The organism is Polaribacter vadi (genome assembly GCF_018861005.1).
GTDB classification, from domain to species: Bacteria; Bacteroidota; Bacteroidia; order Flavobacteriales; family Flavobacteriaceae; genus Polaribacter; species Polaribacter vadi_A.
In genome coordinates this window covers 16,097-36,193 of the sequence record NZ_JAHKQL010000026.1, presented here as the reverse complement: position 1 = coordinate 36,193, position 20,097 = coordinate 16,097, and the positions used below count along the sequence as shown (strand labels likewise).

The 20,097-nt window shown below is 30.1% G+C and carries 18 protein-coding genes; 5 read left to right on the top strand and 13 right to left on the bottom strand.

Annotated features, from left to right (window positions below; genetic code table 11):
• Window positions 1–6 precede the first annotated feature (6 nt).
• The gene (locus KO506_RS12440) at window positions 7–1,881 is read left to right on the top strand and encodes an alpha-amylase family glycosyl hydrolase (protein WP_215995245.1); all 1,875 of its coding nucleotides are present in this window, start codon (window positions 7–9) and stop codon (window positions 1,879–1,881) included.
• A 62-nt stretch (window positions 1,882–1,943) separates the two neighbouring features.
• Window positions 1,944–3,590 carry an alpha-amylase family glycosyl hydrolase gene (locus tag KO506_RS12435; RefSeq protein WP_215995244.1) on the top strand — a complete coding sequence of 549 codons (1,647 nt, stop codon included), beginning with the start codon at window positions 1,944–1,946 and terminating at the stop codon, window positions 3,588–3,590.
• A 256-nt stretch (window positions 3,591–3,846) separates the two neighbouring features.
• Here the strand turns inward: KO506_RS12435 and KO506_RS12430 are convergent, their stop codons facing one another.
• The 10 genes from KO506_RS12430 to KO506_RS12385 form a co-directional block, all read right to left on the bottom strand.
• On the bottom strand, window positions 3,847–4,551 hold the full coding sequence (locus KO506_RS12430) for a DUF4369 domain-containing protein (RefSeq protein WP_215995243.1): 705 nt from the start codon (window positions 4,549–4,551) through the stop codon (window positions 3,847–3,849).
• Window positions 4,552–4,592: 41 nt separating this feature from the next.
• A complete protein-coding gene (locus KO506_RS12425; RefSeq protein ID WP_215995242.1) occupies window positions 4,593–5,900 on the bottom strand; it encodes a DUF819 family protein in 1,308 nt (435 codons plus the stop codon).
• Entirely contained in the window at window positions 5,900–6,580 is a 681-nt protein-coding gene (locus KO506_RS12420; RefSeq protein WP_215995241.1) for a DUF2490 domain-containing protein, read from the bottom strand. The genes KO506_RS12425 and KO506_RS12420 overlap by 1 nt, the downstream gene beginning before the upstream one ends.
• Window positions 6,581–6,585: 5 nt before the next feature.
• A complete protein-coding gene (locus KO506_RS12415) occupies window positions 6,586–9,762 on the bottom strand; it encodes a VPS10 domain-containing protein (RefSeq protein WP_215995240.1) in 3,177 nt (1,058 codons plus the stop codon).
• 104 nt (window positions 9,763–9,866) lie between these two features.
• Complete coding sequence (locus tag KO506_RS12410) at window positions 9,867–10,031, bottom strand: Arc family DNA binding domain-containing protein (protein ID WP_068364181.1); 165 nt, start codon at window positions 10,029–10,031, stop codon at window positions 9,867–9,869.
• Between the two features lies 1 nt (window position 10,032).
• Complete coding sequence (locus tag KO506_RS12405) at window positions 10,033–10,944, bottom strand: alpha/beta hydrolase (protein WP_215995239.1); 912 nt, start codon at window positions 10,942–10,944, stop codon at window positions 10,033–10,035.
• On the bottom strand, window positions 10,941–11,441 hold the full coding sequence (locus KO506_RS12400) for a hypothetical protein (protein ID WP_215995238.1): 501 nt from the start codon (window positions 11,439–11,441) through the stop codon (window positions 10,941–10,943). Before KO506_RS12400 ends, KO506_RS12405 begins: the two co-directional genes overlap by 4 nt.
• Window positions 11,442–11,443: 2 nt before the next feature.
• A complete protein-coding gene (locus tag KO506_RS12395) occupies window positions 11,444–11,602 on the bottom strand; it encodes a DUF4177 domain-containing protein (RefSeq protein WP_215995237.1) in 159 nt (52 codons plus the stop codon).
• Window positions 11,599–11,757: a hypothetical protein gene (locus KO506_RS12390; protein WP_215995236.1), complete on the bottom strand. Its 159-nt coding sequence runs from the start codon at window positions 11,755–11,757 to the stop codon at window positions 11,599–11,601. Before KO506_RS12390 ends, KO506_RS12395 begins: the two co-directional genes overlap by 4 nt.
• Window positions 11,758–11,760: 3 nt before the next feature.
• On the bottom strand, window positions 11,761–12,621 hold the full coding sequence (locus tag KO506_RS12385) for an SPFH domain-containing protein (RefSeq protein ID WP_215995235.1): 861 nt from the start codon (window positions 12,619–12,621) through the stop codon (window positions 11,761–11,763).
• 122 nt (window positions 12,622–12,743) lie between these two features.
• Between KO506_RS12385 and KO506_RS12380 the strand changes: the two genes are divergently transcribed.
• Window positions 12,744–13,526 (top strand): S1/P1 nuclease, encoded by a 783-nt coding sequence (locus KO506_RS12380; RefSeq protein WP_215995234.1) that lies wholly within the window; start codon window positions 12,744–12,746, stop codon window positions 13,524–13,526.
• A gap of 77 nt (window positions 13,527–13,603) precedes the next feature.
• Here KO506_RS12380 and KO506_RS12375 read toward each other — a convergent pair whose 3' ends face one another.
• On the bottom strand, window positions 13,604–16,279 hold the full coding sequence (locus tag KO506_RS12375; protein WP_215995233.1) for a chondroitinase-B domain-containing protein: 2,676 nt from the start codon (window positions 16,277–16,279) through the stop codon (window positions 13,604–13,606).
• A gap of 159 nt (window positions 16,280–16,438) precedes the next feature.
• Here KO506_RS12375 and KO506_RS12370 point away from each other — a divergent pair, with 159 nt between their 5' ends.
• Both KO506_RS12370 and KO506_RS12365 read left to right on the top strand, forming a co-directional pair.
• Window positions 16,439–16,972, top strand: a complete 534-nt coding sequence (locus tag KO506_RS12370) for a TlpA disulfide reductase family protein (RefSeq protein WP_252726859.1) — start codon at window positions 16,439–16,441, stop codon at window positions 16,970–16,972.
• 6 nt (window positions 16,973–16,978) lie between these two features.
• Window positions 16,979–17,584 (top strand): thioredoxin family protein, encoded by a 606-nt coding sequence (locus KO506_RS12365; protein WP_215995232.1) that lies wholly within the window; start codon window positions 16,979–16,981, stop codon window positions 17,582–17,584.
• A gap of 55 nt (window positions 17,585–17,639) precedes the next feature.
• On the opposite strand, the gene KO506_RS12360 is transcribed toward KO506_RS12365, so the two are convergent.
• Both KO506_RS12360 and KO506_RS12355 read right to left on the bottom strand, forming a co-directional pair.
• Window positions 17,640–18,056, bottom strand: a complete 417-nt coding sequence (locus tag KO506_RS12360; protein ID WP_215995231.1) for a BLUF domain-containing protein — start codon at window positions 18,054–18,056, stop codon at window positions 17,640–17,642.
• Window positions 18,057–18,087: 31 nt separating this feature from the next.
• Window positions 18,088–19,863 carry an AMP-dependent synthetase/ligase gene (locus tag KO506_RS12355; RefSeq protein ID WP_215995230.1) on the bottom strand — a complete coding sequence of 592 codons (1,776 nt, stop codon included), beginning with the start codon at window positions 19,861–19,863 and terminating at the stop codon, window positions 18,088–18,090.
• Window positions 19,864–20,097: the final 234 nt, after the last annotated feature.

The window sequence follows — 20,097 nt, the reverse complement described above, 5'->3', positions numbered from 1 at the left end:
TCAATTATGAAAAAAATACATTCTTATTCCTTAGCTGTAATTTTATCAATCGTAATTGGTTGTACATCAGAAAAAGTATCAGAAAAAAAAATGAAAAATCCTAGTGTAAAGAAAAAAGCAGTTGTTTATCAGGTTTTTACGCGTTTGTTTGGGAATACAAACACCACTAATAAACCTTGGGGAACTATTGAAGAAAATGGAGTTGGTAAATTTAACGATTTTACAGATAAAGCTTTATCAGAAATTAAAGATTTAGGAGTTACGCATATTTGGTACACAGGTGTGCCACATCATGATGTAATTCGTGATTATACAAAATATGGCATTTCTAACGACGATCCAGATGTAGTAAAAGGTAGAGCAGGATCTCCTTACGCCGTAAAAGATTACTACAATGTAAATCCGGATTTAGCTGTAAATGTAGAAAACCGTTTGCAAGAATTTGAAGCTTTAATAGAACGTTCTCACAACAATCAACTAAAAGTAATTATAGATATTGTTCCCAATCATGTGGCCAGAAATTACAAAAGTCTGTCTAATCCAGTAGGAGTTAAAGATTTTGGAGTAGAAGATGATATTTCTGTAGTTTATGATGTAGAAAATAACTTTTATTACAATCCTGAGAAACCTTTCCAAGTTCCAGAATTTTTAAATAATTACGCACCTTTGGGTGGTGAAAATCATCCTTTATCAGATGGTATGTTTGATGAAAATCCATCCAAATGGACAGGGAATGGAGCAAGATCTGTAAAGCCAAATTTTTACGATTGGTACGAAACTGTAAAAGTGAATTATGGAATATCACCAGATGGCAAAAAAGATTTTGCTGATTTACCAGAAGGTGCTGAAAACCTAGATTACAAAAAACATTTTGAGTTTTGGCAAGATAAAAAAATACCCAATTCTTGGATTAAATTCAGAGACATTGCCTTGTATTGGTTAGATAAAGGTGTGGATGGTTTTCGTTTTGACATGGCAGAAATGGTGCCTGTAGAGTTTTGGAGCTTTATGAATTCTTCTATCAAAATGAAAAATCCGGATGCATTTTTATTGGCAGAAGTGTATCAACCACATTTATACAGAGATTATATTAAAAAAGGAAAAATGGATTATTTATACGATAAAGTTCAGTTGTATGATACCATTAAAAACATTATGCAAGGTCGTGGTTCTACAGATAATATTGCTAAAATTCAAGATGATTTAAAAGATATTGAACACAATATGTTACATTTCTTAGAAAATCATGATGAGCAAAGAATTGCAAGTCCAGAATTTGCAGGCAATGCATTAAAAGCAAAACCAGCTATGGTAGTTTCTGCCACCATTTCTACAGCACCCACAATGATTTATTTTGGTCAAGAATTTGGTGAAGATGGTTCTGAAAATGCAGGATTTGGAACACCATCTAGAACATCAATTTTCGATTATGTTGGAGTACCATCTTTACAAAGATGGGTAAATGAAAAAAGATTTGATGGAGGGAAATCTACTGCAGAAGAATTAAGTTTAAGAGATTTTTACAAACGATTATTAAACTTTACCATTCAGAGTGATGCATTGATGGGTGAATACGAAGACATACACCATCATAACAGATATAACACAGAATGGTACAATGATAAAGTGGTTTCTTTTGTACGTTATAAAGGTGATGAAAAATTGATTATCGTCGCTAATTTTAATGCAGAAAACACTTATGGTTTCGAATTAGGTTTACCAGAAAACATCATTGAAAAATGGAATTTAAAGGATGGTGAATATCAACTAGAAGACCAATTGTATAAGGAATATTCATCAAAATTAAAAGTAGAAAACAATCTGGCAAAAGTTAGGATAGATGTAAAACCTTTGGAATCTTTTATTTTAAAACTTCAATAATACCTATAAGTTACTTTCAGGTTTCTAAAACTTGAAAGTTCTACTATTTACACCATATAATTATGAAAAAAATATTTTTATTCTTAAGTTTAGTAGCATTTTATAGTTGTGCTACTTCAGATAAAAAAGATGATAAAAAAACGATTCAAAAAGAATTTGTTTGGGAAGGAGCAAATATTTATTTCTTGTTAACAGATCGTTTTAATAACGGTGATACCAAAAATGATATTAATTTTAATAGAACCAAAGAAACAGGGGAACTACGTGGTTTTGAAGGAGGAGATTTAAAAGGAATCACTCAAAAAATTAAAGAAGGCTATTTTACCAAATTAGGAATCAATGCCATTTGGATGACTCCAATTGTTGAGCAAATTCATGGAAGCACAGATGAAGGAACAGGAGTTTCTTACGGTTTTCATGGCTATTGGGCCAAAGATTGGACCAAAATCGATCCAAATTATGGAACCAAAGAAGATTTAAAAGAATTGGTGGCAGTTGCACACAAAAACGGAATTAGAATTTTGTTAGATGCTGTCATCAATCACACAGGACCTGTTACCGAAAAAGATCCTGTTTGGCCAAGCAATTGGGTAAGAACGGAACCTAAATGCGAATACAATAATTACGAAAATACCATTAGTTGTACTTTGGTAAACAACTTGCCAGATATTAAAACAGAAAGTAATGAAACTGTAGATTTGCCTCCGCAATTAGTTGCAAAATGGAAAGCAGAAGGACGTTATGAGCAAGAAGTTAAAGAATTAAATGAATTCTTTGCAAGAACTGGGCATCCACGAGCGCCGCGTTTTTACATCATGAAATGGTTGACAGATTATATAACCGAATTCGGAATTGATGGTTACAGAGTAGACACTGTTAAACACACAGAAGAATATGTTTGGCAAGAATTTAAGCAAGCATGTGATTTTGCTTTCGTGGAATTCAAGAAAAATAATCCTGATAAAATTTTAGATGATACCCATTTTTATTTAGTTGGTGAGGTTTATAATTATGCAATTTCTCACGGAAAAGCTTTTGATTTTGGTGATAAAAAAGTCAATTATTTTGACAATGCTTTCAACAGTTTAATCAATTTTGAGATTAAATGGAATGCCAAGCAAATGCCAGCAGCCGATGTTTTTAAGAAATACGATAGTATTTTACAAAATGATTTAAATCGATATGGGGTTTTAAATTACATGACTTCTCATGATGATGGGCAACCTTTTGATAAAGAAAGAAAATTGCCTTACAAAACAGCAACCATGCTATTTTTAACACCAGGAACTTCTCAGGTTTATTATGGTGATGAATCTGCAAGACCTTTAATAATTGAAGGAACTGTTGGTGATGCTACTTTACGTTCTACTATGAATTGGGATGCTATTAATACGGATACAGAAACTCAAAAAATAATGCAACACTGGCAAAAATTAGGTCAGTTTAGAGCCAATCATATGGCTGTTGGTGCTGGTAAACATCAAGTAATTTCAGAAGAAAATGGATTGGTTTTTTCTAGATTTAGAAATAATGATCAAGTCGTAATAGGAATAGATTTGCCAAAAGGAAACAAAGAAATAGAAGTTGCTACAATATTTAAAAATGGAGCGCAATTGCATGAATTTTATTCAAACCAAACCCTTGAGGTAAAAGATGGAAAAGTAGCCCTAAACTCAGATTTTGATATTGTTCTTTTAGAAAAAAAATAGTGATGGAAAAACAGTTTAGGTGTTTTATGTTTTGTAATTGCATTTATTGCTTGTGACGTAAAGTCTTTAGTTATATTTTGAAAATATTATTTGAATGATAATACATAAGTTGTACAATTCGAATAAAGTTTTCATACAGTAAAAGTAGGTAACATAATAATCACTTATCTACTTAAAAAGGAAAGGATAGCTGAATAATTTAAGCATAAAAAAACCGAGCATTTGCTCGGTTTTTTTACTTTTAAAAGATATAAGTTTACTCTTTTTCTGCAGCTTTTATGCTGTTTACATATTCTTGAAAACGTTTACCATAATCAGAATTTTTAACTCGTTCAGAAAGTTTATTATTTACAGTATCTAACATTTGTAAACTAGCATCGTACATTTCTGTTAAACCTATATAAGCCGCAACTTCAGAATCTGAATTGTTAAGTGCAAAATTAGTTGTGTATAAAACTCTTCTTTTTACAAGTCTTTTATAATCTACTTCTAATTGTTTTATTAAATCTTCGTCTTTAGCTCTTTTAGCATCAAAATCTTTTTTGATAAAATCTAAACGTTGGTTTTGAAACTTTCTACTAATCAAATTGTAATTATCTAATATTTCTTGGTTTTTAGAACCAGAAATTTTTGGGAAAGAACCAAAATTATCAACCTTATCATTTATTGTAATTGTGCCTTTTTCTCCAAAAAATAAAATTCTTTTATCAGTTGTATTTCCATCAAAAGTTAAATAGTATAACACAGGTGATTCTAGATTGTCTGTTAATTTAAAAGTATCTTTACCTAATAAAGCTACAGAATCTACAGAAACTAAAACAGTATCTACCATTTTCTGTAAATATAATTTTCCTTTTTTAAGGCCTTTAATTTGTCCTTGTACAATCATATTTCCTTCTTTTTTTGATGAACAAGCAAAAAGGATTAATGAAAGTGATAAAACAGTTATAAATTTTTTCATTCTAAATTAAAATTTTGGAGAGCAAATATGCTCATTTTTATTTAAACTGTGGCAGATAATTCCATTAAAATGGTACATAAAATTGCGCCAACAGTACCAATTGCATAACCAAAAACAGCTAATAAAACCCCAACTGTTGCTAAAGAAGGATGAAATGCTTGTGCAACAATAGGGGCAGAGGCTGCACCACCAACATTAGCTTGGCTACCAACTGCTAAAAAGAAATATGGAGCTTTAATTAATTTGGCAACAAAGATTAACAAACCTGCGTGTATAGACATCCAAACTAAACCAATGGCTATTAAACCCACATTGTCTAGAATCATTAATAAATCCATTTTCATACCAATTGTAGCAACTAAAATGTAAATAAAAACACTACCTAATTTACTAGCTCCTGCACCTTCGTAATTTTTAGCTTTTGTAAATGACAAAATAATAGCTACCAAAGTAGAAATGCTAATTAACCAAAAGAAACTAGAACCTAAAAAGGAAAAAATATTTCGCCAAGTTTGAGAGTCTATCGTGGTTACAAAATCAGTAAAAAATGTACTTAAATATTTTGATGCAAAATGACCAAAACCAACTGTACCAAATGCAATAGCTAGCATTATCATAATATCAGTTAAAGACGGGTTTCTTTTTACTTTTTGAGAAAACTGAGCAACTTTATTCTTTAAATCTTCAATAGCAGAAGTATCAGCTTTTAGCCATTTATCTATTTTATCTTTTTTACCAATTCCTATTAATAAAATTGCCATCCAAATATTGGCCACAACAATATCAACAAAAACCATTCCTCCATATTTTGCGGGGTTATATTTATAAATCTCTAACATTGCAGTTTGGTTGGCTCCACCACCAATCCAACTACCTGCAAGTGTAGATAAGCCTCTCCAAACTGCATCAAAATCTGCACCACCAACAGTTTCTGGAGAAAAAATAGAGATTAATAAAATAGCAATTGGTCCACCAATTATAATGCCTACAGTACCAGTAAAAAACATTATTAAGGCTTTAGAACCTAAATTAAAAATGGCTTTTAAATCGATACTTAATGTCATTAAAACTAAAGCTGCTGGTAATAAGAATCTACTAGAAACATAGTACAATTGCGAATTGTTTTTTACAACTGTACCCAAAGTGTTTTCTGTTTCCCATTCAGGAGCTATAACCCCTAATGTTGTAAAAATAGCAGGAATGAAATATGCCATAAATAAGCCTGGAACTATTTTATAAAATTTAGGCCAAAAACCAGACTTTAAATTTTCTGTGTAAAAAACAAAACCTAAAGAAATCATTAAAATACCAAAAACAATGGCATCATTAGTAATAATTGGAGCTGTCATTATTTTTTGTTTTTAATATGATTTGTGTTTAAAATTATTCCTAACTGTAATCTTTTTAAAACTCTTGTTGGAGATTTAATTTGAAAATAGCCCATTTTAAGTTTAATTCTTGGGCTTAATTGATGTAAAAATCCTGCACCTGTCCAGTTTTGAGCAAATCTTTTACCTCTATCTAAATTTAAAAATAATTCGTTAAAAGCGTAAACACTCCATTTTTTAGAAAGTGGATAACCTATATTTAAGTTATAACGTACCCAAGTTTGCGTAACATCTTCTATTAAATTTTTGTGAATAAAACGATGTTCAAAACGAATTCGATGTTTTACATTGAATTGCCACCATTTAGATTTTAAATTTAAATCTTCATAAAAACGCCATTCATATAAACCAGAAGATGGTCCATCATAAACTAGATCTGCTGTTGAATAACTTAAACCTAAAGTTATATTTGTTTTAGGGTTAAATGTATAGTTTACACCCAATCTGTAGATTTCTTGTTGAAACTCACTAGCTAATTCATAATATCGAAAATGAGCCATTGTTTTAATAGCGTATTTTTCTGATATTTTATGAGAACCATTGTACATATACCATGTTCCTAGTTTATTTTCGGCAGAATTTTGGGTTTGCGCCTTAAAAGAAATAAGACACAAACCCATAATTAATAAAATTTTATTCATAAATGTTAATTCGTAGAATAGATTTTAGTTTCTTTAAAAGGTGATATTTTAATATTTTCAACAGCTTTTTTATAAGCAACCCAATCATTATTAAAAAAGGCATTTGTTTCTGCAACTACTTTTTTAAATTCTTCTATAAATTGATTCATTAAAACAGTTTCTGTAGCTGTTTGCTCTCCAAAACGAGAACGAATATATCTACTTGCTTGTCCAAAACGTTGGTTTACGGTTATTTCTGGGTTTCTTGTAATACCTTGTCTTTTATCAACTGTACCTAAATACATTGCAGTTAAACTATCAATCTTTTTAATAATTTCTGTTGATGATTTAATTTCTGATTTGTATTTTTTCTTGTCTTCTTTAGATAAATCAGATTTTATAGAAGTTGCTGTATTTTTACTTTCTATTAATTGAGTTACAATACCTGTAATTTTTTCTTGATACTTTTCTAGTTCTTTACTAGCATTATATTTTTGATTAATTGCAGCATCAGAAATTTCTAATCTAGGATCGAATTCAACTTTTATATTTTGTTCAGAAACTGCATCACCAAACGTCATTTTTAATTTATAGGTACCTGGTTTTACAGAAACTCCACCTGGTTCTCTTGTAGATTTTCTTACTCTTCTAGAAGCTCTATCAACACCTTTTTCTCTTAAATACCAAGTAGTTTTATGAATACCATTTTCTTTAGGAGTTTTAAATTTTAAAGTTCTAATTTGTCTTGCACCATCAAAAATTTCTAGTTTTATAGAATCGTATTTAACTGCAGATTTATCTTTCTTTTTAACTTTTTCTGCTTTTTTATCAACCTTTGGTTTGTTGATGTAATAAGAGATAATTGCTCCACCTTTTCTGTTTTCTCCTTGGTATAATGCATCTGCACCAAATCTACTTCCTGTTGGTTGTTGGTATGCAGATTGATATGCTGTTGGTGGTGTAAATAATTCTAATTTTTTAGAAATAATGTTTTCTTCAGCCATTTTTCTTAATGGTCTAATATCATCTAAAACCCAAGCAGCTCTACCAAAAGTACCAATTACCAAATCATTTTCTCTTGGATGAATCACTAAATCTTTAACTGGTACAGTTGGAAAACCTTCTGTCCATTTTGTCCAAGTCTTTCCAGCATCAATAGAAACATATAAACCATCATCTGTACCTAAAAACAATAAGTTTGCATTTTCAGGATCTTCGATAATAGATAAAGTATAACTCTGTACATCATTTTCATCTACAATACGCTCCCAAGTTTTTCCATAGTTTTTGGTTCTGTATGCATAAGGAGTATAGTTAAAACGTCTATAATCGTTTGCAATTAAAAGTGCTTCACCTTTGTTTTTGTTTGATGCTTTAATTTGTGTAATCCAGCTATTTGCAGGTAAATCTTTAATGTTTTTAGCAACATTTGTCCAAGACTCTCCACCATTTTGGGTAATATGAACTTGTCCATCATCTGTAGCAGCCCATAAAACACCTTTTTCTAAAACTGTTGGTTCTATTACTAAAACTGTACAGTGATTTTCTGCACCAGTTGCATCCATAGTTAAACCACCACTTTCAGATTGTTTTAATTTTTCTGGATTGTTGGTAGATAAATCTGGAGAAATAACAGACCAAGTTAAACCTTTATCTGTTGATTTATGTACAAACTGACTACCAAAATATAAAGTAGAATTATCAAAAGGGTCTATGTTAATAGCAGAGTTCCAATTGAAACGTAATTGTACATTTGGATCTTTATGTGTTGGTTTTACTCCATAATTATTACCTGTTAAATAATCGAATCTAGAAACAGAACCTTGCTGACTCATGGTCCATCCATATCTAGAATCGTCTTTATCTGGAACTACATCAAAACCATCACCAAAAGAAATTTCTTGCCAATAACTATTTCTAATTCCTTGTGCTTTCCAAACATAAGCAGGTCCTCTCCAAGAACCATTATCTTGCATACCTCCATAAACATTGTATGGGAATTCATTATCAACATTAATATGATAAAATTGAGCTACAGGGATGTTACCTATAAAACGCCAAGTTTTACCACCATCTTTGGTAATATTTAATCCACCATCATTACCATCAATCATAAATTTACCATTGTTTGGATGAATCCACCAAGCATGATGATCTGGATGTATACCATTATTTGCACCATAAGCTGGCATTAATTGTTTAAAGTTTTTACCACCATCTTGTGATACATTTACATAAGTAAATACAGAAAAAACTCTGTTTTCGTTTTGTGGATCTACGTAAATTTCTGAATAATAAAAAGGTCTGTTACCAATACCTGGTTTATCGTTAATTTTTTTCCATTTAAAACCACCATCTTCACTTTTGTAAAGCGCATTTTTTTTCGATTCTACTAAAGCGTAAATAACATCAGGGTTACTAGGTGCTACTGCAACACCAATTCTTCCTAAATCCCCTTTAGGGAAACCTTCTTTATCTGTAATTTTTTTCCAGTTATCTCCACCATCATGAGTTATGTATAAACCACTACCTTTACCACCAGAATTAAAAAACCAAGGATCACGTTTGTGCTCCCACATTGCTGCAATTAATTTGTTAGGATTTGTAGGATCCATAATTAAATCTGCAGCTCCTGTTTTTACATTATTAAATAAAATTTGTGACCAAGTTTTACCACCATCTGTAGTCTTGTAAACACCACGTTCTTTGTGCTCTCCCCAAGGAGAACCTATTGCAGCAGCGTAAACAATATCTGGATTTGTAGGATGAATAATAACTCTATGAATGTGTCTTGTTTTTTCTAAACCCATAGCTGTCCAAGTTTTACCAGCATCTAAAGATTTATAAATACCAAAACCACCATTTAAACTGTTTCTTGGGTTACCTTCTCCTGTACCTGCCCAAATAACACTTGGGTTAGATTGTTGAATGGCGATAGCACCAATAGAAGCTGTTAGTTCTTTTTCGAAAATTGGGTCCCATTTAATACCACCAGAAGTAGATTTCCAGATACCACCAGAAGCAGTACCTACGTACATAATTTCTGGATTAGATTCTACAACATCTATGGTTGTAACACGACCAGACATACCTCCAGGACCAATGTTTCTGGGTTTCATGTTTTTTACTAAATCCATAGAAAACTCTTGCGAAAAGAGTAGGGAAGTAGCGCATAAAAAAAGTAAGGTTAGTAGTTTTTTCATTGTGTAAGATTTATTGAATTTGAATTTAGCCAACAATATACAAAATAGAAAACGCTCAATAAAAATTGAGCGTTTTTTTAACAATTAAAAATGTGTGTTTTAAACTATTCTTCTTTTTTTTTAGGTTCTCTTTTGGCTTCTTTTAAGGCTTGCATTAACATCCATTCTATTTGTCCGTTTGTAGAACGAAATTCGTCTGCAGCCCATTTTTCGATCGCCTTTATCATATCTTCATTTACTCGCAATGCGAAAGCTTTCTTTTTTGCCATTTTATTTTTTTACAAATTCAACAATAGTTTTGATCAGTTGTTCTGAAATAGTAAAATTTGGATTCGTATAAGATGCTAAATTATCTTCATTTTTCTGAATGTCTTTAAGTATATGGTTCATGTTTTTTATGATAACAATTTTTGCATCAGGTTTTGCAGCTTTTAAATTTTCTGCATCTGTAACCAAAACCTGAAAATCTTTATCACCATTTACAATTAAAGTAGGTATTGTTATTTTTTTAATTTCTTCTGTTGGCTTTAATGTAATCCAAGAACTTAGAAAAGGTTGATTTTGAGGCGCAAAAAGCGACATTAAATTTGGGTCTATTTCTTTAATTTTTCCTGTTTCTTTTAACTCTTTCAAGTATTTTTCTGTTAAGGCTCCGTAAATAGGACTTTGTTTTGAAATTTGTTTTACTAAGGTTTTATCAATAGTTTCTCCTGCACCAGCAATAGAAATGTATTTGTCTACATTTTCTAAAGCTAACATTGCAATTAGTGAGCCTTGACTATGACCTGCTAAAATAATTTCTGTAAAACGATTATCATTTTTAAACTGATTGACCACTTCTTTTACATCACTTACAAAATCATTAAAAATAATTCCATCTTGTTGTATAATGTTACTATTTTTTGGGTTGGCAGTTCTTTTATCAAAACTAAAAAATGCAATATTTTCTTGATTAACAGCTTTTCTAAATTGTTTGATGTATTGTGCTTGATTTCCATTTCTATCTACAGCACCAGAACCATGAACCCAAATAATTAAAGGTGATTTTTCTTGAGAATACGTTAAAGTGCCTGGCAATTGAATGGCATAGTTATTAATCAGGATTTCTTCGGAATTCATTTGTGCCAATGAAACCGAAATTGAAAAAACAGTAAAAATTAAATAACTGATGAAACGTATCATGATAAATTTATTTTTGATGCATAAGTTGCTAAAACGCTTTTGGCTTCGTTTTCTTTTTGTGTACCTATTAATAGTTTTTTGCCCGTTTTTAGTTCTAATTGAATGCCAACATCTCCAGAAACATTGATGGCTTTGCCTTTTGCACTAGACCAACCACCTTTTAATCCCCAGCCACCATAATCGCTAATAGGACTGTAATTTCTAACATAAGCTTTAGAAATATCTTGCCAAGTAATCAATTTTAACTTTAAATGAAAAGGAAAAAATTGGTAATAAATTCCTTTTTCATCTATTCTAGTTGTTAACTTAAAAGTAAAAATTAAAAGCGCAGTTGCAATGATAATTATGATAGTACCTATTAATTTATTTTGCGATAAAGAAGAGTTTGTTTGGTTGTATTCTTTAATAATTATAGTTACAGGAACAATTAAACTAACTGCCATTAAAACTATTAACCACAATTGTGTAAAACGTTGTTCTTCTTTAAAAACCTTCATATTTATCTATTTTTGTCTCTTTCTAAAACAATTCTTGCTGTGTTTTCTGCAAGGTGTCTTAAAACCCAACCTTCCCTTGCAAACTGATTTAGAGTGTCTTCAAGTTTTTGATTGTTTTTGGATAATCCCATTTTCCAATTGACTACTTTATATTCTTTCATGATTTAGTCTTTTTATTTTTATCATATATCACCCCGAAAATGATTCCTAAACTAATTCCTATGGCAATATTATTTAGTGCGACTCCTAATGCTACTCCAATAGCTATTCCTATTGCAATCCCTGTTCCTTTAGTCTGTTTTTTGTCTTTTTCCATATTTTAATGACTTAAAGTACCTGCATTTACAACTGGCGAAGCTTCTTTATCACCACATAAAATAACTAATAAATTGCTAACCATTGCTGCTTTTCGTTCTTCATCTAACTCTACAATTTGTTTTTTATTTAATTCCTCTAAAGCCATTTCTACCATTTCTACAGCACCTTGTACAATTTTATGTCTTGCAGCTACAATTGCTGTTGCTTGTTGTCTTTTTAACATTGCAGAAGCAATTTCTTGAGCATAAGCCAGGTAACCAATTCTAGCTTCTAAAACCTCTATACCAGCAATAGATAAACGTTCTTCTAGTTCTTTTTCTAAAGCTTCAGAAACCTCGTTAACACTAGAACGCAATGTAATATCTTCATCATGGCCTTCATCAGCAAAATTGTCATAAGGATACATGCTGGCCAATTTACGAACAGCTGCATCCGTTTGTACTCGTACAAAATTTTCGTAATTATCTACATCAAAAGCAGCTTTGTAAGTGTCTGTAACTCGCCAAACTAAAATGGTTGAAATCATTACAGGATTTCCTAGTTTATCGTTTACTTTTAAACGCTCACTATCAAAATTACTTGCTCTTAAAGAAATTGTTTTTTTTCTATAAAGTGGATTTGCCCAGTATAAACCATTTTCTTTTATAGTACCTACATATTTACCAAAAAGTAAGATAACTTTAGAAGTATTTGGGTTAACAAGAATAAAGCCGAAAAAACCAATAAACCCAACAATAGAGGCTAGAATATAAATTGGAGTTTCCTTAAAGAAAGACATGGCAATTCCGCCAAAAAACAACAATAAAACGATAAACAATATTAAGTAACCGTTTGCTAATTTAATAATTTTCTCTGCTTTCATATTATTTGAATTTATAGTGATATTAAAATGATATCACAAAGATATAATATTTTTTAATGATTTAACAAAACTTCTGATAAATATTTTTATACTTTTGCCATAATTAAATTTAATTCAGAAAAATGAATATCAAATTATTATTGTTAATCCCTTTCTTTTTTTTAACAAATTCAACTACAGAAGAAACTGTTTTTTGGGGTAAAAATGGGCATAGAGTTACAGGTAAAATTGCTGAAAATTATTTAACAAATAGAGCCAAAAAGAAAATAGATAAGTTATTAAAAGGGCAGAGTTTAGCTTTTGTATCTACGTTTGCTGATGAAATAAAATCAGATAGAGCTTACAGACAATATTCACCTTGGCATTATGTAAATATGGATTTAAATCAGACTTATGAAGAATCTGAGAAAAATCCGCAAGGAGATTTAGTTACTGGTATAGATACTTGTATTAAAGTTTTAAAGGATGAAAATAGCAGTGAAAAAGACAAGGTTTTTCATTTAAAAATGTTAGTTCATTTTATTGGTGATTTACATCAACCTTTACACATAGGTAGAAAAGAGGATAAAGGAGGTAATGATGTACAAGTAATATGGTTTGGAAAAGGAACAAATTTGCACAGTGTTTGGGATAGTAAAATGATTGATGATTATGGAATGAGTTATTCTGATTTAGCTGATAATGCTAAAGATTTATCAAAAAAACAAATAGAATTAATTGAGCAAGGATCTATTGTAGATTGGGTAAATGAAGTACATGAAATTTCTGCAGAAGTTTATAAATCTGCTAAAATTGGAGAAAATTTACGTTATAGATACAATTATGATCATTTTGGAACTGTAAGAACTCAGCTACAAAAAGGAGGTATTCGTTTGGCTAAAGTTTTAAATGATATTTTTAATTAATAGCTAATTTACTAAAAGTTAAAAAGGTCTTCTAACTAAATAGAAGACCTTTTTTTATATCATAAATAAAATAATATTTACTCAGTAACGATTATTTTTTTGATAGCTTTTTGTTTGCCATTGCTTATTTCTACAAAATATATTCCAGAATTTAAAGCAGACACATCAATTTTACTGGTAGTAGAATTAGAAGTTAATTTTGTTTCTAATATTTTTTGACCTAATAAAGTATAGATATTTACTTGATTAAAATCTGTAGACGCTGTTTTAATAAATAACGAGTTATTATTTACAGGATTAGGATATACACTAAAGTCTTTTATAGAAAAATCATTTACACTTAAAGAAGTAGATTCTCCATAAAACTCTATTTCTGTAATGGCTGTCCATGCACTTTCTCTATTATCTCCAGCTTCATTAAATCTACCAAAACCAATTAGCTTTACGTATTTAGCATCTGTATCTACTTCGTAATTATTAAAATCGGTTGTGTTTGTAGCCGAAAATAATATATCTCCAGAAGTTGGTAATATTTGCGTAAAATCTGCAGTTTCTGTTCCTGTTGTAGAAACTAAAATTTGTACTCCAAAAGCATCTGATTTACTTGTGGTATTAAATCTTATTAAATCTAAGTTGTATTCATCACCTAAATCATAGATTACATATTCTCCATCACCTTTAAAATCGCCAGAAAGAATAGCTCCATCATCTGCTGTCCATTCTGTATCTAAATCTTTGTCTAGAGAATGTATTGCCAATTCAGGAGGAGATTTAGTATCATTTTGTTTAGAAAAAGAATGTACAGTTACTTTATCTGCATCTAAACCTGTACCTGTATTTATTAATGTGTATAAAGATGTTAAATCTGCACCTTCTTGAGTTACTGTTAAGGTTTTTATAATGTCATCTCCACCAGCAACTTGAGTATAGGTTACTGTACCAGTTCTACTTTCTGCGCTTTGGTTTTTAGTAACTGTAACAGCAACAGTTGCATCACCAGAAGCAGCATTTACATCAATGGTTATCCAATCGTTATTTGAAACTGCTGTCCAACCTACATTTGCAGTTACAGTAACATCGTAACTACCAGCTTCTGCAGATAAAGTAGATAAACCACTTACGTTAATAGATTCGCTAATTTCAATTACACAATTACCATCTATAATACTTGCGCCTGTATAATCTGTAAAACAAGCTCCAATTCCATAACCAACCATAGCATCGTTTATTGGAGTATTGCCACCTAAATCTGCACCTTTATTGGCAGCAGCAGTTCCTGAAAATGTAAATATTTCGTCAGCTGTTGTTGCTGTAATTCCAGTTTCTTCTGTAAAACCAGTATTTGTTGCTCCTAAAGTTGTACCTGTAAAAACATTACCAGTATATGTTAAAGCTGTACCAAGATTGTTGTAGGCAGTATCTGTATCACCAGAAATTACTGGAGTAATGTTGGCATTAGAATCTTGGAAATAAATTAAATTGTCTGAAATAACACCTGTTGGATCTGTAGAACCTTTATCTGTATTATAAAATAAAGGAGCGTTTGTGTTTACAATCGTATTTCTAGAAACTGTTATGTTTTCTGTTTGTTGATATCCATTAGAAACATCATCAGAAGTACAAGAAACATCAGCATCTTCGCTACCACCTATAAATGTAATTCCGTTATTCCATTTGGCATTACTTAGCACAGTAATGCAATCTTGTATGTAATTATTTGTAATAGAATGCCCACTGTCTGTAATTCTTATTCCACCTGTTCCGTCTACATTTTCGCCTATAAAAAAGTTACCATCTACAGTTGCATTAGATCCATGTCTTAAAACTAAAGAACCTCTACATCTTCTAAAAGTGTTGTTTAAATAAGAATTTCCTTTACTTTTATTGGTGATAATTTCGTTTTCACCATCAGCTTGAACAAAATAGTTGTTGCTTACAGTAACATTACTATTTACCATTTGATAAGAGCTAGTTCCTATACGAATGGTTTCGCTATCACCAGCATTAGACAAAGCATCACCATTTGCTTTGGTTCCGTATTTTTCTGTAAGTTTTTCGAAATTATAGAAATAATTGTTGGTTATGGTGTGCCCAACTTCTATACAACTGTTGTTTACACCATCATCTCCATCAGGAAAAGCGTTGTAAGAATATTCGCCTAAAATTAAGGCTCCAGCAGTTGTTTTGTTTAAGAAAGAACAGTTAATTACAGTGTTGTATGTGCCATAGAGAACAATCCATCTGTGTTTTGTAATTTGCTCATCAGCTAAATCTTCTACCAATTCACTTGGTTCTGCAGCCAAACCATCTATAACACAATTTTGTATGGTACTGTGATGTGCAAAATCTTGACCATTTCTAAACTCTATAAAGTTACTTGCTCCATAACCGCCTTTCCAATGAAAGCCATCTACTATTAGATATTCTCCAGTTGCCACTTTTACATCGTCTTCGGTTTCACCACCAATGGTTAATCTTGGACCGTTTGTAAAAATTACTCCTCCAGGAGTTTCAGCTCTAAAAATAACGGGATTTTCTTTAGTACCAGAACCTAAAAAAATCATTCTTTCGTCTGTGGTGTAGGTTCCGTTTTTTAGAATAATTTCATCTCCAGGACTATAGATTACGTTTCTTAAATCTTCTGGATCATCAATGTTGTATGTGGTTTGAGCATTGGAAGATAATGCAGAAAAGAAGCATAATGCAATTGTTAAATGTTCAAAAATTTTGCTTTTGAAATAGTTTTTTCTCATAATTTAATGTTTTTAGTTAATTGGTTTACCAAATTGGTTTACCAAAAGTATGAAATTAATAATCTGTAAGCAAGAATTTTAAAAGGATATACTCTTATTGAAATGTTAATTATGAGTTAATTTTAAGATACAATTTGATTTAATATGTATTTTTATAGTATGATAAAAAAGACATTATTATTCCTTTCCATTTTATTAGTAGTTTCTTCTTGTAAAAAAGAAGTTACTAAAGAAGTTACTGAAGAATTATCAATAGAAGAAACACAACAAGTTACATCTGTAAAAACATATAATTACGAACAACTAAAACCTTTATTAGAAAAGAAAGATGATAAAATTTATGTTGTAAATTTTTGGGCTACTTGGTGTGCACCTTGTGTAAAAGAATTACCTTATTTTGAGAAAATTAATAAAGATTATGCAGGTAAAAATGTTGAGGTTATTTTGGTGAGTTTAGATTTTCCGAAACAAGTTGAAAAAAAATTGATTCCTTTTATCAATAAAAGAAATTTACAGTCTGAAGTTGTTTATTTAAATGATGTAAATGAAGATGTTTGGATAAAAGCTATTGATGAAACTTGGAGTGGGGCAATACCTGCAACTATAATTTACAATAAAAATAAAAGAGAATTTTACGAGCAATCTTTTGATTATATCACTTTAGAAAACGAATTAAAAACATTTTTAAATTAATAAATTATGAAAACAATAAAAAACATTTTATTACTTGCAGTTGTTGTAATTACTGCAGCAGCTTTTACTTTAAAATCGGATGCCGGCTATAAAGTAGGCGATAAAATAGAAGATTTTAAGTTGAAAAATATAGATGGAGATTTCTTATCCTTATCAGATTACGATGATGCAAAAGGATACATCATTATTTTTACTTGTAATACTTGCCCTTATTCTGTTGCAAACGAAGATCGAATTATCGCTTTAAATGATAAGTATGAAGATGAAGGTTATCCTGTAATTGCAATTAATCCTAATAATCCAGTTGCTGTGCCAGATGATAGTTTCGAAAAAATGAAAGTTAGAGCAGAAGAGAAAGGTTTTAACTTTCCTTATTTATTTGATGAAGGACAGAAAGTATATCCAAAATTCGGAGCTACTAAAACTCCACACGTGTTTATTGTTACTAAAAATGATATGAAAGTAAAGTATATTGGTGCAATTGATAATAGTTCAAGAAATCCAGATGCTGTTACAGAAAAGTATGTAGAAAACGCTGTTGATGCTTTATTAGCAGGTAAAACAGTACAAAAAACAGAAACTAGAGCAATTGGTTGTTCTATTAAAGTTTAATAATATTATTTTATTTTAAATTAAAATCCCTAAAAGTTAGTTTTAGGGATTTTTTTTATTTATTAATGATTTCTTTAGTCATATAACAAAAAAAATCAATTGCTTCTAATTTTTTAGGAATGGAATTATATAAAAATACAACACTCTCTCTAAATTTCTCTTTTGCTAATTGATTTGCTCTAAATTTATGATAGGCCATACTCCAATCTGGATACATTCTTTCATTAACAAATTCTTCTGCAATTAAGGTAACATTAAAGTGTCTTTGATCTTTTTTTATACTCTTGTATAATGCGTCAATATCTTCTTTTTTACCTTCTAAAAGCTGTAAAAAAACATTGTCATAATAAAGTAAACAACCTGTAATTTCTTTGCTAGAATTATGTTTTCGAGAAGTTTCTAAAATATCACCAATAATTTTATCTGAAATAATTTGATTAGCAATGGAATAATATACTAATTGCTTTAACATTAATTGAATTTTAAAGCAATATAGAATAATTTTAACCTCTATAAATTTTTTCGTAAAGATTAATATATATATTCTTAATAACTTCTCTTTTCATTTTCATTGTTGGGGTTAAATGACCACCATCAATAGACCATTCTTCAGGCGTGAGTTCAAAACGTTTTATTTGTTCCCATTTACCAAAATTACTATTACACTTATTTACTTCTTTTTGTATGCGTTTTATAACAATATCAGAAGTAATAATTTCTTGGTTAGTTGTACCTATTTCTAAGTTTTTATGCTTAATCCAATCTTTAACAAATTGAAAGTTAGGTTGTATAATAGCAGCAGGCATTTTTTCACCTTCACCAACAACCATTACTTGTTCTATAAAAAGAGATTGTTTTAGTTCGCCTTCTAATAAAGGCGGAACAACATATTTACCCCCAGAAGTTTTAAACATTTCTTTGGTTCTACCTGTAATTTTTAAAAAACCATCTTTATCAAATTCACCTTTATCACCTGTACAAAAATATTCGCCATTCATAACACTAGCTGTTTTTTCGTCATCTTTGTAGTAGCCTAACATTACATTAGGTCCTTTTACTAAAATTTCTCCATTATCAGCAATTTTAACTTCTACATCATCAATAACTTTACCAACAGTACCTACTCTAAAGTTTCTGTCTTTTTGATCATTTACAGCAATTACTGGAGATGTTTCTGTTAAACCATAACCTTCCATAATTGGCATTCCTGCAGCAGCAAAAACTCGCGTTAATCTTGGTTGTAATGCAGCACTACCAGAAACCATTAATTTTAAGTCTCCACCTAAAGCAGCTTGCCATTTAGAAAAAATAAGTTTACGTGCTAAACCTAATTGTTTTTCGTACCACCAACCATTTGCTCCATTTGGTTCGTATTTTAAACCTAGATTTACTGCCCAAAAGAATAAGCTCTTTTTAATGCCTGATAAATCTTCGCCCTTTAAAATAATTTTGTCGTAAATTTTTTCATAAAGACGAGGTACAGCTGTCATTACATGTGGCTTTATTTCTTTTGCATTTTCTGATAATTTTTCTATAGATTCTGCAAAATAAATATCTACTCCACAATATTGATATAGATATAAAATCATACGTTCAAAAATATGACAAACAGGTAAAAAACTTAAACCAATAGAATTACCATATTCTAATGGTACTCTTTTTTCTGATGATAAAACATTAGATACGATATTGTTATGAGAAAGCATAACTCCTTTAGGTTTACCTGTTGTGCCAGAAGTGTAAATTAGGGTGGCTAAATCATCAGATTTTACATTAGCTTTTCTTGTATCTACCTCTGTTTGATTATCGGCTTCTTTACCTAATTCTAAGATTTCTTTCCAGCTATTTTCTCCTTTAATATCTTTAAAAGTATAAACGCCTTTAAGTTTGGTATTACCTTTAATTTTATTTAGCTTTTCTAAAATTTCTTCATCAGAAACAAAACAATAAGTAGATTCTGAATGACTTAATACATATTCATAATCTTCTTTAGAAATTGTAGGATAAATAGGTACAGTTTGTGCGCCAGTTTGTAAAATACCAATATCGCAGATATTCCATTCTGTCCTATTTTCTGTAGAAATAATGGCAATTTTATCATTAGGTTGTATGCCTAATTTAAGTAAGCCTCTACTTAATTGGTTCGATTTATCTATATATTCTTGTGTAGAAATTGATTGCCAATTTCCATTGTATTTTGTAGAGAATGCTTTTTTAAGATTGTATTTTTCTAATTGATAATAAGGAAAATCAAATAACCTTGTAATTTCTTTGGGCATATATTCTATTTTGTAGTATTGCAAAGTACTAAAATTACTTGAATTTACAAATACTAATTAATAGACTTGTTATTTTATGAATTATATATTTTTTGATGGTTAATATTGTGTTTTCCTTTAAAATTATTTTATTTGGTTTTATGTGATGTAGCTAACATTTATCTTGATTTATATGTTTTGTATTTTAAATTAATATAAAATCAATATTTTTTATTTTAAAGGTTTATCAAAAAA